This is a genomic window from Citrobacter sp. R4 (genome assembly GCF_026719175.1).
In the GTDB taxonomy this organism is placed as follows: domain Bacteria; phylum Pseudomonadota; class Gammaproteobacteria; order Enterobacterales; family Enterobacteriaceae; genus Citrobacter_A; species Citrobacter_A sedlakii.
On the sequence record NZ_JAPPSU010000001.1, the window covers coordinates 247,845 to 262,062 of the forward strand.

The 14,218-nt window shown below is 56.0% G+C and carries 14 protein-coding genes; 6 read left to right on the forward strand and 8 right to left on the reverse strand.

Features of this window, described 5'->3' with window-relative positions:
- Nucleotides 1-148 precede the first annotated feature (148 nt).
- The 6 genes from galM to modE all read right to left on the reverse strand — a co-directional run bounded on the left by galM (nt 149) and on the right by modE (nt 6,996).
- Nucleotides 149-1,189, reverse strand: a complete 1,041-nt coding sequence (gene galM / locus OOJ60_RS01190; protein ID WP_205611782.1) for a galactose-1-epimerase — start codon at nt 1,187-1,189, stop codon at nt 149-151.
- Nucleotides 1,183-2,331: a galactokinase gene (gene galK, locus OOJ60_RS01195; RefSeq protein WP_060569941.1), complete on the reverse strand. Its 1,149-nt coding sequence runs from the start codon at nt 2,329-2,331 to the stop codon at nt 1,183-1,185. Before galK ends, galM begins: the two co-directional genes overlap by 7 nt.
- A gap of 2 nt (nt 2,332-2,333) precedes the next feature.
- Nucleotides 2,334-3,380 carry a galactose-1-phosphate uridylyltransferase gene (galT, locus tag OOJ60_RS01200; protein WP_042285218.1) on the reverse strand — a complete coding sequence of 349 codons (1,047 nt, stop codon included), beginning with the start codon at nt 3,378-3,380 and terminating at the stop codon, nt 2,334-2,336.
- Between the two features lie 9 nt (nt 3,381-3,389).
- Nucleotides 3,390-4,406: a UDP-glucose 4-epimerase GalE gene (galE, locus tag OOJ60_RS01205; RefSeq protein ID WP_042285216.1), complete on the reverse strand. Its 1,017-nt coding sequence runs from the start codon at nt 4,404-4,406 to the stop codon at nt 3,390-3,392.
- A gap of 206 nt (nt 4,407-4,612) precedes the next feature.
- Nucleotides 4,613-6,085, reverse strand: a complete 1,473-nt coding sequence (gene modF / locus OOJ60_RS01210; protein WP_205611783.1) for a molybdate ABC transporter ATP-binding protein ModF — start codon at nt 6,083-6,085, stop codon at nt 4,613-4,615.
- Between the two features lie 122 nt (nt 6,086-6,207).
- On the reverse strand, nt 6,208-6,996 hold the full coding sequence (gene modE, locus OOJ60_RS01215) for a molybdenum-dependent transcriptional regulator (protein ID WP_060569940.1): 789 nt from the start codon (nt 6,994-6,996) through the stop codon (nt 6,208-6,210).
- Between the two features lie 128 nt (nt 6,997-7,124).
- Here modE and OOJ60_RS01220 point away from each other — a divergent pair, with 128 nt between their 5' ends.
- The 4 genes from OOJ60_RS01220 to modC all read left to right on the forward strand — a co-directional run bounded on the left by OOJ60_RS01220 (nt 7,125) and on the right by modC (nt 9,962).
- Nucleotides 7,125-7,274, forward strand: coding sequence for an AcrZ family multidrug efflux pump-associated protein (locus OOJ60_RS01220; RefSeq protein ID WP_000891513.1), 150 nt, complete (start codon nt 7,125-7,127; stop codon nt 7,272-7,274).
- Nucleotides 7,275-7,438: 164 nt separating this feature from the next.
- Complete coding sequence (modA, locus tag OOJ60_RS01225; RefSeq protein ID WP_199956418.1) at nt 7,439-8,212, forward strand: molybdate ABC transporter substrate-binding protein; 774 nt, start codon at nt 7,439-7,441, stop codon at nt 8,210-8,212.
- Entirely contained in the window at nt 8,212-8,901 is a 690-nt protein-coding gene (modB, locus tag OOJ60_RS01230; RefSeq protein ID WP_042285202.1) for a molybdate ABC transporter permease subunit, read from the forward strand. Before modA ends, modB begins: the two co-directional genes overlap by 1 nt.
- Nucleotides 8,902-8,903: 2 nt before the next feature.
- The gene (modC, locus tag OOJ60_RS01235; RefSeq protein ID WP_205611784.1) at nt 8,904-9,962 is read left to right on the forward strand and encodes a molybdenum ABC transporter ATP-binding protein ModC; all 1,059 of its coding nucleotides are present in this window, start codon (nt 8,904-8,906) and stop codon (nt 9,960-9,962) included.
- Here modC and OOJ60_RS01240 read toward each other — a convergent pair whose 3' ends face one another.
- Nucleotides 9,963-10,781: a pyridoxal phosphatase gene (locus OOJ60_RS01240; protein ID WP_060569938.1), complete on the reverse strand. Its 819-nt coding sequence runs from the start codon at nt 10,779-10,781 to the stop codon at nt 9,963-9,965.
- 142 nt (nt 10,782-10,923) lie between these two features.
- On the opposite strand from OOJ60_RS01240, the gene pgl reads away from it, so the two are divergent.
- Entirely contained in the window at nt 10,924-11,919 is a 996-nt protein-coding gene (gene pgl / locus OOJ60_RS01245; protein WP_200033774.1) for a 6-phosphogluconolactonase, read from the forward strand.
- A gap of 89 nt (nt 11,920-12,008) precedes the next feature.
- Here pgl and OOJ60_RS01250 read toward each other — a convergent pair whose 3' ends face one another.
- Entirely contained in the window at nt 12,009-12,932 is a 924-nt protein-coding gene (locus tag OOJ60_RS01250) for a LysR family transcriptional regulator (protein ID WP_042285191.1), read from the reverse strand.
- Nucleotides 12,933-13,109: 177 nt separating this feature from the next.
- On the opposite strand from OOJ60_RS01250, the gene OOJ60_RS01255 reads away from it, so the two are divergent.
- Nucleotides 13,110-14,162 carry a 4-oxalomesaconate tautomerase gene (locus OOJ60_RS01255; protein ID WP_205611785.1) on the forward strand — a complete coding sequence of 351 codons (1,053 nt, stop codon included), beginning with the start codon at nt 13,110-13,112 and terminating at the stop codon, nt 14,160-14,162.
- Nucleotides 14,163-14,218 lie beyond the last annotated feature (56 nt).

Consider the following 14,218-nt stretch of genomic DNA (forward strand, 5'->3'; position numbering starts at 1 on the left):
ACGCATAACCATAGCGAAAATCAGACGGCAGTGTAAGGTTCTTGTGAACTCTGCGTTGCGATTTTGTCGTTGAGTGGCGGGGAATTAACCAGGCGAGGAGAAAGTATGCCCGATGCGCTTTTGGCACCGGGCAATTTCAGCGAAACCGTCAGGACGGAATAAACCGATATTCCGTCACGCTGGCATATTCGTCGCCAGGACGCAGGAAGCAGTCCGGCTGTGGCCATTCCGGATGGTTCGGGCTGTCGGGCAGAAACTCGCTTTCCAGCGCCAGCCCCTGGTAATCCGCATACGGCACCGGACCGCGTGATGAGGTGCCAGCCAAATAGTTGCCAGAGTAAAACTGCAGCGCCGGAGCAGAGGTGTAAACCTCCATCTGCAATTTCTCATCCGCAGACCACAGACGGGCTGCGGGGGTACGGGCATCACCATTGGCCTGAAGCAGGAAGGCGTGATCGTAGCCTTTCACCTTGCGCTGATCGTCATCGGCAAGAAATTCGCTGGCAATGACTCTTGCGTGGCGAAAATCAAACGACGTACCGGCGACGGATTTTAGTCCGTCACGCGGGATCCCGCCTTCATCGACCGGCAGATACTGCTCCGCCAGGAGTTGCAGCTTATGCTGGCGCACGTCGGTCTGGTCGCCATCAAGGTTAAAGTAAACGTGGTTGGTCAGGTTGACCGGACAGGTCTTATCCACCGTGGCGCGATAGGTGATAGAGATGCGATTATCGTCGGTCAGACGATATTGCGCCGTCGCGCCGAGATTGCCCGGAAAGCCCTGGTCGCCATCATCTGAAGTTAACGCGAACAGCACCTGGCGTTCGTTTTGATTCACAATCTGCCAGCGGCGTTTATCAAACCCTTCCGGTCCGCCGTGCAGTTGGTTGACGCCCTGACTTGGCTGTAAGGTCACGGTTTCGCCGTTAAAAACATAGCGGCTGTCGGCGATACGGTTAGCGTAGCGACCGATTGACGCGCCAAGAAAGGCCGTCTGATCCTGATAGTGTTCCGGGCTGGCACATCCCAGCAGCGCTTCACGCACGCTGCCGTCGGAAAGGGGAATTCGCGCGGAAAGTAAGGTAGCACCCCAGTCCATCAGCGTGACCACCATCCCTGCGCTATTGCGCAGGGTTAACAGGCGGTACGGCTGACCATCGGGTGCCAGTGCGGGTGTTTCATTCAGCACTGTCCTGCTCCTTGTGAGGGTTTGCAAACGTAAAATGTTTCTTTAATGCCGGTTTTCGCTTCGTACTGTTCTGCGACAGCCTGTTGAACGGCCGGTACCAGCGTCTCCGGGATCAGCGCCACGACGCAGCCGCCAAAGCCCCCGCCGGTCATGCGCACGCCGCCGTTCTCGCCGATAGTCTTTTTGACGATCTCCACCAGAGTATCGATCTGCGGTACGGTGATTTCGAAATCGTCACGCATGGAGGCATGAGATTGCGCCATCAGTTCACCCATACGCTTAAGGTCGCCTTTCTCCAGCGCGCTTGCCGCTTCAACAGTACGTGCGTTTTCAGTTAACACGTGACGCACGCGTTTGGCAACCAGCGGATCGAGTTCAGCGGCGACAGCGTTAAAGGCGTCGAGGCTGACGTCGCGCAGCGCAGGCTGCTGGAAGAATCGCGCGCCCGTTTCGCACTGCTCGCGACGGGTGTTGTATTCGCTGCCGACCAGCGTACGTTTGAAGTTACTGTTGATGATCACAATCGCCACGCCTTCAGGCATGGAAACCGCTTTAGTGCCGAGTGAGCGACAGTCGATCAGCAGCGCGTGATCTTTTTTACCCAGCGCGGAGATTAGCTGATCCATAATGCCGCAGTTGCAGCCGACAAACTGGTTTTCCGCTTCCTGGCCGTTCAGCGCGATCTGCGCGCCGTCCAGCGGCAGGTGGTAAAGCTGCTGGAACACGGTGCCGACCGCCACTTCCAGCGACGCGGATGAACTTAAACCTGCCCCCTGGGGCACATTACCGCTGATAACCAGATCTGCGCCGCCGAAGCTGGCGTCGCGTTTTTGCAGATGTTTTACTACGCCCCGCACATAGTTTGACCACTGCTGGCTGTCATGGGTGACAATCGGCGCGTCCAGCGAAAACACATCCATCTGGTTTTCGTAGTCAGCGGCAATCACCCGAACCTGACGGTCGTCGCGCGCGGCGCAGCTAATGACCGTCTGGTAGTCGATGGCGCAGGGTAGCACGAAGCCGTCGTTATAATCGGTATGCTCGCCGATAAGGTTAACGCGGCCTGGCGCCTGAATCGTGTGGGTGGCAGGGTAGCCGAATTTTTCAGCAAACAGAGAGAGTGTGTTCTCTTTCAGACTCATTTTTATACTCCGGATTCGCGAAAGTGGATGTCGCTGACCGCACGCAGGCGCTCTGCCGCTTGTTCGGCAGTGAGATCGCGCTGGGTTTCCGCCAGCATTTCGTAACCGACCATAAATTTGCGAACGGTCGCGGAACGCAGCAACGGCGGATAAAAGTGCGCATGCAACTGCCAGTGGTCGTTCTGTTCACCGTTAAACGGCGCGCCATGCCAGCCCATGGAGTAGGGGAAGGAGCAGGTAAACAGGTTGTCGTAACGACTGGTCAGTTTTTTCAGAGCCAGCGCCAAATCGGCGCGCTGGTCGTCGGTCAAGTCGGTAATGCGCAGGACATGGGTTTTGGGCAGCAGCAGGGTTTCGAACGGCCAGGCGGCCCAGTAAGGCACCACGGCCAACCAGTGTTCGGTTTCCACCACGGTACGGCTGCCGTCTGCCCGTTCACGCCGCACGTAGTCGAGGAGCATCGGCGAGCCCTGTTCGGCGAAATACGTTTTTTGCCGCTGATCTTCGCGTTCCGCTTCGTTAGGCAGAAAGCTGTTCGCCCAAATCTGTCCGTGCGGATGCGGATTAGAGCAGCCCATGGCCGCGCCTTTGTTCTCGAAAACCTGCACCCAGGGATACGTTTTGCCAAGCTCGGCGGTTTGCGTCTGCCAGGTTTTCACAATTTCCGTTAGCGCCGGCACGCTCAGTTCCGGCAGGGTTTTGCTGTGATCGGGCGAGAAACAAATGACGCGGCTGGTGCCGCGCGCGCTCTGGCAGCGCATCAGCGGATCGTGGTTTTCCGGCGCGTCGGGCGTATCGGTCATCAGCGCGGCGAAATCGTTGGTGAAAACGTAAGTGCCGGTGTAATCGGGGTTTTTATCGCCAGTGACGCGGGTGTTACCGGCGCACAGGAAGCAGTCCGGATCGTGAGAAGGCAGCGTCTCGTCTGCGGGCTTTTCCTGCGCGCCCTGCCAGGGGCGCTTGGCACGATGCGGTGAAACCAGAATCCACTGTCCGGTAAGCGGGTTAAAACGGCGATGTGGATGATCGACAGGGTTAAATGGGGTCATGATTCGTCCTTAATCCGGGTATCCCTGCGGATGGCGAGACTGCCAGTGCCAGGTGTCCTGCGCCATTTCGTCGAGGGTGCGCGTAACGCGCCAGTTCAGTTCGCGATCTGCTTTGCTGGCGTCTGCCCAGTAAGCAGGAAGATCGCCATCGCGGCGCGGCGCAAAATGGTAGTTAACGGGTTTGCCGCAGGCTTTACTGAACGCGTTGACCACGTCCAGGACGCTACTGCCGATGCCCGCGCCGAGGTTATAAATATGTACGCCCTGAATACCCGCCAGCTTTTCCATCGCCGCGACGTGACCGTCGGCCAAATCCATGACGTGAATGTAATCGCGTACGCCGGTACCGTCTTCGGTCGGATAGTCGTTGCCAAAAATGGCGAGGGAGTCGCGACGACCGACGGCCACCTGCGCAATGTAAGGCATCAGGTTATTCGGGATGCCCTGCGGGTCTTCCCCCATATCGCCTGATGGGTGCGCGCCGACCGGGTTAAAGTAGCGCAGCAGGGCGATGCTCCATTCCGGCTGCGCTTTTTGCAGATCGGTCAGGATCTGTTCGACCATCAGTTTGCTTTTCCCGTAGGGACTTTGCGGGGTGCCGGTCGGGAAGCTTTCAACATAAGGAATTTTCGGCTGGTCGCCGTAGACGGTGGCGGAGGAGCTAAAGATAATGTTTTTGACGTTGGCGGCGCGCATGGCGCTAATCAGCCGCAGGGTGCCGTTAACGTTATTGTCATAATACTCCAGCGGTTTGGCGACGGATTCCCCCACCGCTTTCAGACCGGCGAAGTGGATGACGGTATCAATCGCGTGGTCGTGGAGGATCTCGGTCATCAGCGCTTCATTGCGGATGTCGCCTTCGACAAAGGTCGGGTGTTTTCCGCCAAGACGTTCGATCACGGGAAGGACGCTGCGCTTACTGTTACAGAGGTTGTCAAGGATGATGACGTCGTGACCGTTTTTCAATAACTGCACGCACGTATGACTGCCAATGTAACCGCTACCACCGGTAACCAAAACTCTCATAATTCGCTCCGTTAAGCTTATGGTATGGAATAACCATAGCATAACAAAGATGCGAAAAGTGTGACACGGAATAAAATAGTGGAATCGTTTACACTAACCGTTTTTCACCGTTTGTAGTCAGGTATACGATTGTAAATCAAAAACTTTGGCAGGGATTGCGGCCTTTGTCCGAAAAAAAAGGGCGCCTTCGCGCCCACGGATGAAAACTAGCGCAATCGGGTCTGCTGATACACGTAGCGATCGCCCTCGGGAACAAACGCCAGCCGATGAGTGATACAGGCAGGGGCATCTTCCGCATGATGTGACACAAAGAGCAACTGGGTATCGCCTTCGCTAATCAGCACATCCACAAAACGGCGAATCAGCTGGCGGTTAAGCGGATCCAGTCCCTGTAACGGTTCGTCGAGGATCAGTAACGTTGGGTGTTTAACCAGCGCGCGGGTAATCAGCGCCAGCCGCTGCTGACCCCAGGAAAGACTATGGAAAGGCGCGTCAGCAGTTTGTTTATCGATGCCGAGGATATCCAGCCACTGTTGCGCCAGCTTCTGTTGGCGGTCAGAAACGGCCTGATAGATGCCGATAGAGTCAAAGTAGCCAGAGAGGATGACATTACGCACCGTGGTGCTGACGCGATAATCAAGGTGCAGGCTGCTGCTGACATAGCCAATATGCTTCTTGATGTCCCAGATGGTTTCACCGCTGCCGCGACGGCGACCAAACAGCGTAAGGTCATTACTGTAACCCTGTGGGTGATCGCCGGTGATAAGACTCAGCAGCGTTGATTTTCCCGCGCCGTTGGGGCCGACAATCTGCCAGTGCTCACCGGGGTTAACCTGCCAGTTCAGATGATGCAGGATAGGACGATCGTTATACGAAACCACGCCGTCACGAAGGACAATACGCGCGTCATTTGCGGCCAGAAGATGCCGCGCCGCGGGTTCGTCGGGTTCCGGCAGGCTGACGCCTTCCAGACGTTCGCTATGGGCGAGCTGAGCGATGAGCGCCTGCTGTAACAGCGCGTCTTTCGCGCCGGTTTCGGTGAGTGCGCAGTCGGCCACTACCCCGGCATGCTGGATAAAATCAGGCATTTCATCGAAGCGGTTCAGTACCAGCACCAGCGTGATGCCGGATTGATGCAGCGTCTCAAGTAGCCCCGACAACTGCTGGCGCGAGGCGACGTCCAGCCCGTCAAACGGTTCATCGAGGATCAATAAATCCGGCTCGGACATCAGCGCCTGGCAAAGCAGGGTTTTACGCGTTTCGCCAGTGGAAAGGTACTTGAAACGGCGCGCAAGGAGATGAGAGATGCCGAATTGCAGCGCCAGTTCCTCGCAGCGGGACCGGTTTTTCACCTCGTCCTGAATGATTTCTGCGGTCGTGCGGCCGGTGTCGTCTTCACCGGGGCTGAGCATGTCGGTGTTATTGCGCTGCCATTCGTCGCTGACCAGCTTTTGTAGCTGTTCGAAGGAGAGGCGAGTGATACGGGTAAACTGACAATGGCGTTCGCCTTTGAGTAGCGGGAGTTCTCCCGCCAGCGCGCGTGCCAGCGCCGACTTCCCGCTTCCGTTCGCGCCAACAAACGCCCAACTTTCGCCCGCGGTTAACGAAGCGGAATCAAGCTGAAGCGTTTTTGTGTCGCTCAGGCGAAACGTGCCTTGCGAAATTTGCAATGATGACATTTAGTATCCCATTTTTTGCAGCGATGAATAACAGGGATACGTTGTCCGGACAGGAATGTCAATGCGTTTTGCGCGAGCGCTGACGGTAGCCGAAATGCAAAGAAGAACGCCTGAACGGTTTCTCAGCACAACGTGGCGATGATGACGTTATCGGCATCAAAAAAGGCCGTCACGCTGTCGCCCTGGGCAAGCGTTGCGGTGTTTTCTAGCGGCACCGTCGCGCACAACGATTGACCGTCCGCCAGCGTCATCAATACTTCGCACTGCTCTGCGCCGCGTTCAATATGACTAATCGTCCCTTTAAGCTGATTATCTGCCGTCTGCGCGACGGCGTCATCCTGGGTGAGGCCCACCCACGGCGCTTTCAGTAACACCAGCACCTCTTTGCCTTCGTTAAGCCCCAGACGTTCGCCGCTTTGCGCGGTAATCGCGACTTTCAGCCGCGTTTCGCCATCCGCCAGCAAAACGTCTACATGCTGCTGCACCCGATCGTGGTCGCGACCGGTAATGGTGCCAAACCACTGGTTGCGCGCGCTGGTTTGTAAGGAAAAGCGTGAAATGGCGGCCAGCAGACTGTCGAGGGGAAGCGCATCGTCGTCGCTCAGAACATCAAACGCCTTTTGCTGTATCTGCGCCAGTAAGTCGTAGAGTTGGATCAGGCGCTGTCCGTAGCGGGTTAATACCGCGCCGCCGCCGCCCTTGCCGCCGGTGGCGCGTTCGACCAGCGTTTGCTCGCTGAGCTGGTTCATCTCGTTAATGGCGTCCCAGGCGCTTTTATAGCTAATGCCCGCGTCTTTCGCACCCTGACTAATGGAGCCGGAAAGCGCAATATGCTTAAGCAGAGAAATGCGTCGAGGGTCGGCAAACAGTTTTTGCTGCAGTTTAAGGGTAAGAAGGATTTCGGCTTGCATAACACGATCCTGGCAAAAGGACTATTGTGACGGAAAACCCCGCCTGCGCATAGACGACCGCACAAAAGGGGAGTGCTTTTCTCGACGATGCGGTTAGAATACTTAAAGAACTGAATCAGGAGATGACCATGTTAGAGTTATTGAAAAGTCTGGTATTCGCCGTGATCATGGTGCCCGTGGTAATGGCCATTATCCTGGGGCTGATTTACGGTCTGGGTGAAGTGTTTAACATTTTCTCCGGCATCGGCCAGAAAGATCAGTCCAGACAAAACCGTTAATTTCCCGACGCCCGCTCTGCCGGGCGTTTTTCTTTGCTCAAGTTCCCGTATTTCCTGCCGATAGTTTTCCTGATTCCTCCCGAATGAGTAGTAATAACCGCTGGGAAATTGCCGGAATTATCGTTATATTGTCCGCTACATAACGATACGCACAGGAGCTTTCAATGGCACGTTCATGGCTACGTCTGGTTGCCGGGGCAACACTTTCTCTTACTCTTGCCGGGCAGGCGCTGGCAGGTGAGGGCAAAATCACCGTTTTTGCAGCGGCTTCGCTGACCAACGCGATGCAGGATATCGCGGCCGTTTATAAAAAAGAAAAAAACGTTGAGGTGGTTTCCTCTTTCGCATCCTCTTCTACCCTGGCGCGACAAATCGAAGCGGGCGCTCCGGCAGATGTGTTTATTTCCGCCGACCAGAAATGGATGGATTACGCGGTAGACAAAAAAGCGATAGATACCGCGTCACGCCAGACGCTGTTGGGGAACAGCCTGGTTGTCGTCGCGCCCAAAGCAAGCGAACAAAAAGATTTTACTGTCGACAACAAAACCGACTGGAGCCGCCTGCTTGACGGCGGACGTCTGGCCGTAGGCGATCCGGAACATGTTCCGGCCGGCATTTACGCGAAAGAAGCGCTGCAAAAACTGGGTGCCTGGGATACGCTAGCGCCGAAACTGGCGCCTGCGGAAGACGTGCGCGGCGCGCTGGCGCTGGTGGAGCGTAACGAAGCGCCGCTGGGAATCGTTTACGGTTCCGATGCCGTCGCCAGTAAAGGCGTGAAGGTGGTGGCCACGTTCCCGGAAGCGTCACATCAGAAAGTGGAATACCCCATCGCCATAGTGGATGGACATAAAAACGCAACGGTCAGCGCCTTTTGTGATTACCTGAAAGGGCCGCAGGCGTCTGCTATTTTTAAACGTTACGGATTTACGACGAAGTAATGATACTGAGCGATCCCGAATGGCAGGCCGTACTCCTGAGCCTGAAAGTGTCATCCCTGGCCGTACTCTTCAGTCTGCCTTTTGGGATTTTCTTTGCCTGGCTGCTGGTGCGCTGTCGGTTCCCGGGCAAAGCATTGTTGGACAGCCTGTTGCATCTGCCGCTGGTCTTACCGCCGGTGGTAGTGGGATACCTGCTGTTGGTCTCGATGGGCCGTCGCGGAATTATCGGCCAGTGGTTGTATGACAGCTTCGGCATCACCTTTGCCTTTAGCTGGCGCGGCGCGGTGCTGGCGGCGGCCGTGATGTCGTTTCCCCTGATGGTGCGCGCTATCCGGCTGGCGCTGGAAGGGGTGGATACCCGACTGGAGCAGGCTGCCCGTACACTCGGCGCCGGGCGCTGGCGCGTCTTTTTCACTATTACTTTACCGCTTACGTTGCCGGGGATTATTGTGGGTACGGTGCTGGCGTTTGCTCGCTCGCTCGGCGAGTTTGGCGCGACCATTACCTTTGTTTCCAACATTCCCGGCGAAACGCGCACCCTTCCTTCGGCGATGTACACGCTGATCCAGACGCCCGGTGGGGAAAGCGCGGCGGCGCGGCTTTGCGTGATCTCCATCGTGCTGGCGTTGATTTCATTGCTGATCTCCGAATGGCTGGCGCGCATCAGCCGCACGCGGACGGGGCAATAATCATGCTGGAACTCAATTTCACCCAGACGCTGGGCACTCACTGCCTGACGATTAATGAAACGCTGCCCGCCAGCGGCATCACCGCCATTTTTGGCGTCTCCGGCGCGGGAAAAACCTCCTTGATCAACGCCATCAGCGGACTGACGACGCCGCAGACCGGCCGTATTATGCTTAATGGGCGGGTGCTGAACGACAGTGAGCGCGGCATCTGTCTGACGCCGGAAAAGCGCCGGGTGGGCTATGTGTTTCAGGATGCGCGGCTGTTTCCGCATTATAAAGTGCGCGGCAACCTGCGTTACGGCATGGCGAAAAGCATGGCCGGACAGTTCGACAAGCTGGTGGCGTTATTAGGTATCGAATCGTTGCTCGACCGTTTGCCGGGCGACCTCTCCGGCGGTGAAAAACAGCGGGTGGCGATAGGCCGGGCGCTACTGACCGCCCCGGAACTCCTGCTGCTTGACGAGCCGTTAGCCTCTCTGGACATTCCTCGAAAGCGTGAACTGCTGCCGTATCTACAACGACTGGCGCAGGAAATTAACATCCCGATGCTGTACGTCAGCCATTCACTGGATGAGATCCTGCATCTCGCGGATAACGTAATGGTGCTGGAAGACGGCCAGGTGAAAGCGTTTGGCGCGCTGGAGGAGGTATGGGGAAGCAGCGTAATGCACCCGTGGCTGCCGAAAGAACAGCAGAGCAGTGTGCTCAAGGTCAGCGTGCTGGAACACCATCCACACTATGCGATGACCGCGCTGGCGCTGGGAGACCAGCATGTGTGGGTTAATAAGCTGGATGAACCGTTACACCGTACGTTGCGCATTCGCATTCAGGCGTCGGATGTGTCGCTGGTACTGCAACCACCGCAGCAGACCAGCATCCGCAACGTTCTGCGGGCGAAGGTGATCACCTGTCTTGACGATTGCGGTCAGGTGGAAGTGCAGCTTGAAGTAGGCGGTAAAACGCTATGGGCGCGTATCAGCCCGTGGGCCAGAGATGAACTGGCTATCAAGCCTGGCCTCTGGCTGTACGCGCAAATCAAGAGCGTGTCGATTACCGCCTGATCACAGCAGGTGAGTGTAAATAAATTTGGCGATGCTGTCGGTCGTGTTATCGCCAATCACCACGTTGGCGCGGGCTTTCACCGCGTCATCGGCATTGCCCATCGCCACCCCGGTCCCGGCCGCCTCCAGCATGCTGATATCATTGTAGTTGTCGCCAAAGGCAATCACGTTCGCCATCGAACCGCCCTGAGACTCGATCCATCGCGTCAGGCGATTCCCTTTACTGTTGCCTTTGCGGGCTATATCGACCTGATCGTGCCATGACCATTCGCATTCCAGTCCCAGCGCTTGCTCAACCTGTTTACCAAACTGCTGCAGTTTAGGAATATCTTCATCGGTCAGGGCAAATTTCCATACCGCGTTGACGTCATGGGCGGCCTGGGCCAGCGAAGGCACCTGCGTGAAGACCGGACGCTGCTCCGGCGGCAGCGTCTGCGCCCAGTTCGACGTGCGGATCACGTGTCCGGTCGGGCGTTCATACAGCATGGCGTTGTCGACATACATCAGGCCGTGGATCTGATGTTCATCCAGCATATCTATCAGTTGCAGTGCCTGGTTAACCGGCAGCGGGTCGGATTCAAGCACGCTTTTTGCATGATAATCATACAAATAGGTGCCGTTACAGCAAATTGCAGGTGTATCCAGCTTCAGTGCCTGATAAAAAGGATGAATCGCAACGTGATGGCGCCCGGTGACGATGATAAGTTGATAGCCTGCGTCCTTTGCCCGGGAGAGCGCTTCGAGCGATGAAGGGAGCAAGGTCTTTTGCGGGGTCAGTAAGGTTCCATCCAAATCCAGGGCAATCACGCGTGCAGTCATAACGTTATCCAGATAAATGTTGAAAAATGCGTCTGCCGGAATGGTACACCGGGACGGGAAGCGGACAAATTAATTCAGCATTTACTGACAAAACCGTCTACGTTGGTAAATTGCAGCAGTTGCCAAAAGCCAAGGAGTATTCATGAAGCAAACAGTTTATACCGCCAGCCCAGAGAGCCAACAGATCCATGTCTGGCGTCTGCAACACGACGGTGCATTGAGCCTGGTTCAGGTCGTCGACGTTCCGGGGCAGGTTCAGCCGATGGTGGTCAGCCCGGATAAACGTTTTCTGTACGTGGGCGTGCGACCTGAGTTCCGCGTACTGGCTTATCGGATTGCGCCGGATGATGGCGCGCTGACCTTCGCCGCTGAATCCGCGCTGCCGGGCAGCCCGACGCACATTTCCACCGATCATCAAGGGCGTTTCGTTTTTGTCGGCTCGTACAATGCCGGAAACGTCAGCGTCACGCGTCTGGAGGACGGGTTGCCGGTCGGGCTGGTGGACGTAGTGGAGGGACTGGAGGGGTGCCACTCGGCTAATATTTCACCCGACAACCGCACCCTGTGGGTACCTGCGCTGAAGCAGGATCGCATCTGCCTGTTCACCCTGAGCGATGATGGCAAACTGGTGGCGCAGGAACCGGCGGAAGTGACCACCGTTGAAGGGGCGGGGCCGCGCCATATGGCGTTCCATCCAAATCAGCAGTACGCCTATTGTGTTAACGAACTGAACAGTTCCGTAGACGTCTGGGAGCTGAAAGATCCGCATGGCAAGATCGAATGCGTACAAACGCTGGATATGATGCCCGCTGATTTCGCCGATACGCGTTGGGCGGCGGACATTCATATTACGCCGGACGGACGTCATCTGTACGCCTGCGACCGGACCGCCAGCCTGATTACGGTGTTCAGCGTTTCCGAAGACGGCAGCGTGCTGAGCAAAGAGGGCTTCCAGCCGACCGAAACCCAGCCTCGCGGCTTCAACGTCGATCACAGCGGAAAATACCTGATTGCCGCCGGACAGAAATCGCACCATATCGCGGTGTATGAGATTTCCGGCGTGCAGGGATTATTAACGGAGAAAGGGCGTTATGCGGTTGGCCAGGGGCCGATGTGGGTCGTGGTTAACGCGTTTTAAGCCACGTAAACGGGCCGGGAAGGACTTTCCTGGCCGAATAAACGCGACAATGCGGAGTGTCGGGCGCTGCCGCCAACCGGCGGGGGCGCTCACTCCGAAACCGGACGCCACAGCAGGTCGCTCTGGTCGGTCCATAATTTCAGCAGCAGGTTAAAAAAGCGCTCCGCAGGCGGCGAAAGAACCGCGTCTTTACGGCGAATGATGCCCAGCGTGCGGCGGATGACCGGTTCGACCAGCGGAATGCCGAGCAGCGTCGGGTGCGGCGTCTGCGGCATCGCCAGCCCCGGCAGCGCCGACACGCCAAGCCCCGCTTCGACCAGGCCGAGCGAGGTGGACAGATGGCGAACCTCATAAAACCACTCCAGCTTCCAGGGCTTATCCGCCAGCTGTTGCTCTATCAGCAGCCGGTTTCCGCTCGACGAGCGCACACCGATCAGCGTGTGATTCACCAGTTCCTGCCATTCAACCAGCTGTCTGCTGGCGAGGGGATGATCGCGCCGACATGCCAGGACGAACGGTTCGTTCACCAGCGGGGTGAAGTCTATCGATGAATTTGTGATGTTGTTCATGTTTATGCCGAAGTCAGCCTCATTGCAAAGAACGGACTCCATGCAATTATGCGTGCCCTGTTCCATAATGCGCACATTAATATTGGGGTATAACTCATTAAATTTCCCTATGGCCTGCGGCAAAAAATAGAACACCGCCGTTGGAATACAGGACAGGGTGATTCTGCCTCGCTGATGTGAATTCATTTCTCGAATATTAAACAGCATTTCATCAAGCTTTTTAATTATCTCCCGCGCTTCCGGTAACAGCATTTTGCCCGCTTTTGTTAACGTAACTTTACGCGTTGTCCGTTCAAAAAGAATTACCTGTAAATCTTCTTCCATCTTTTTTATTCTGCGTGTTAATGCAGGTTGCGTAATATTAAGTAATTTTGCAGCATTGTTAAAAGATTCTGACTCTGCCAGCGTGACAAACGCTTTCATACTTGATAGTTGGTGTTTCATTGCCACTCCACAAATAAAAAAGCTGGCGTCGCCAGCCCGGAAACAGGCCTCAGTTTACCTTTGGTCCACGCAGGATGATTAATAAATAAAAGTCACTAATAGGAAAATCAAAGTCATTAGCCAGGCCGTTTTTCACGTGTAATTCTGTTTTGCGTAATAATTATTGAGGACACTGACGTGAAAAAAATACCCTGCGTAATGATGCGTGGAGGAACCTCGCGCGGCGCATTTTTACGGGCTGAGGATCTGCCTGAGGATACGGCTCAACGCGACGCGGTATTAATATCGATTATGGGATCGGGCAATGAACTGGAGATTGACGGTATCGGTGGGGGAAATCCCCTGACCAGCAAGGTTGCCATCGTCAGCCGCTCCGCCGCCCCAGATGCCGATATCGATTACCTCTTTGCCCAGGTGCTGGTCCATGAGCAGCGCGTCGACACCACGCCAAACTGCGGCAACATGCTCTGCGCCGTCGGCGCGTTCGCTATAGAGCAAGGGCTGACTGCCGCCACTTCCCCTGTCACCCGGGTACGTATCCGCAACGTGAATACCCATACCCTTATTGAAGCGGACGTACAGACACCGAACGGCGCGGTGAATTATGAAGGAACGGTCAAAATCGACGGCGTACCGGGAACCGCGGCCCCCGTCGCGCTGACTTTCCTCAATGCCGCCGGGGCGAAAACCGGCAGGCTTTTCCCGACCGGCCAGCCGCTTAACTATTTTGACGCGGTGCCAACCACCTGTATCGATATGGCGATGCCGGTAGTGATAATTCCCGCCGACTATTTAAGTAAAACCGGCTATGAAACGGCGGCGGAACTGGACGGCGATGCGCAGCTTCTGGCGCGAATCGAGTCTATTCGTCTGCAGGCGGGGCTGGCGATGGGGCTGGGCGATGTCGCGAATAAGGTGATTCCGAAACCAGTATTAATTTCTCCACCACAAAAAGGCGGCACCCTGAATGTGCGTTATTTCATGCCGCACGCCTGCCATAAAGCGCTGGCGATAACCGGCGCGATTGCTATCGCCAGCAGCTGCGCGATTGCCGGTACCGTAACCCGTCAGATCATTCCGTTCCCCGGCAACGGCAAAATTACCCTCGAGCATCCGGGCGGCAGCCTCGATATTCAGTTAAGCAATCAAAGTGACGATCCAACAACGCTTCGCGCTTCCGTTATTCGCACCGCAAGGAAAATATTTTCCGGAGACGTTTATCTTCCGTAAGTGCCAAAAACACATTTCGTTGTGATTAAGGAAAGTCGAACAGACAGCTGTCTATT

What these genes read in the sequence shown, in the direction of transcription:
- galK (WP_060569941.1), bottom strand. Translation starts at nt 2,331, where the DNA reads ATGAGTCTGAAAGAGAACACACTCTCTCTGTTTGCTGAAAAATTCGGC.
- galT (WP_042285218.1), bottom strand. Translation starts at nt 3,380, where the DNA reads ATGACCCCATTTAACCCTGTCGATCATCCACATCGCCGTTTTAACCCG.
- galE (WP_042285216.1), bottom strand. Translation starts at nt 4,406, where the DNA reads ATGAGAGTTTTGGTTACCGGTGGTAGCGGTTACATTGGCAGTCATACG.
- modF (WP_205611783.1), bottom strand. Translation starts at nt 6,085, where the DNA reads ATGTCATCATTGCAAATTTCGCAAGGCACGTTTCGCCTGAGCGACACA.
- modE (WP_060569940.1), bottom strand. Translation starts at nt 6,996, where the DNA reads ATGCAAGCCGAAATCCTTCTTACCCTTAAACTGCAGCAAAAACTGTTT.
- OOJ60_RS01220 (WP_000891513.1), top strand. Translation starts at nt 7,125, where the DNA reads ATGTTAGAGTTATTGAAAAGTCTGGTATTCGCCGTGATCATGGTGCCC.
- modA (WP_199956418.1), top strand. Translation starts at nt 7,439, where the DNA reads ATGGCACGTTCATGGCTACGTCTGGTTGCCGGGGCAACACTTTCTCTT.
- modB (WP_042285202.1), top strand. Translation starts at nt 8,212, where the DNA reads ATGATACTGAGCGATCCCGAATGGCAGGCCGTACTCCTGAGCCTGAAA.
- modC (WP_205611784.1), top strand. Translation starts at nt 8,904, where the DNA reads ATGCTGGAACTCAATTTCACCCAGACGCTGGGCACTCACTGCCTGACG.
- OOJ60_RS01240 (WP_060569938.1), bottom strand. Translation starts at nt 10,781, where the DNA reads ATGACTGCACGCGTGATTGCCCTGGATTTGGATGGAACCTTACTGACC.
- pgl (WP_200033774.1), top strand. Translation starts at nt 10,924, where the DNA reads ATGAAGCAAACAGTTTATACCGCCAGCCCAGAGAGCCAACAGATCCAT.
- OOJ60_RS01250 (WP_042285191.1), bottom strand. Translation starts at nt 12,932, where the DNA reads ATGAAACACCAACTATCAAGTATGAAAGCGTTTGTCACGCTGGCAGAG.